This window comes from Bradyrhizobium sp. DN3, from assembly GCF_041357655.1.
Taxonomy (GTDB): Bacteria; Pseudomonadota; Alphaproteobacteria; order Rhizobiales; family Xanthobacteraceae; genus Bradyrhizobium.
This window is the reverse complement of sequence record NZ_JAULLN010000117.1, coordinates 1-215: the sequence shown is the minus strand read 5'-3', so window position 1 is coordinate 215 and position 215 is coordinate 1. Positions and strand designations below refer to the sequence as shown.

Annotated in this window: 1 protein-coding gene; it reads right to left on the bottom strand. The window is 40.0% G+C overall.

Annotated elements, in window-relative coordinates:
- Positions 1-215 (bottom strand): hypothetical protein (locus AAE027_RS39605; RefSeq protein WP_479714286.1); only part of this gene is annotated, 215 nt, incomplete at both ends.

Genomic DNA, 215 nt, shown 5'->3' with positions numbered 1-215 from the left:
GTCAAATAAAAATTTATGCCAAAAACGCTCATAAATAAGATGACGCGTGGCATGTTCAGCTCCGCCCACATACAAATCAACTGGATTCCAATATTTTTCAATTTGTTTGTCAACCAAACTTTTTTTATTTTTTGGATCGCAATAACGTAAATAATACCAACAGGAACCAGCCCACTGCGGCATAGTATTGGTTTCGCGTTTGGCCGGACCGCCAC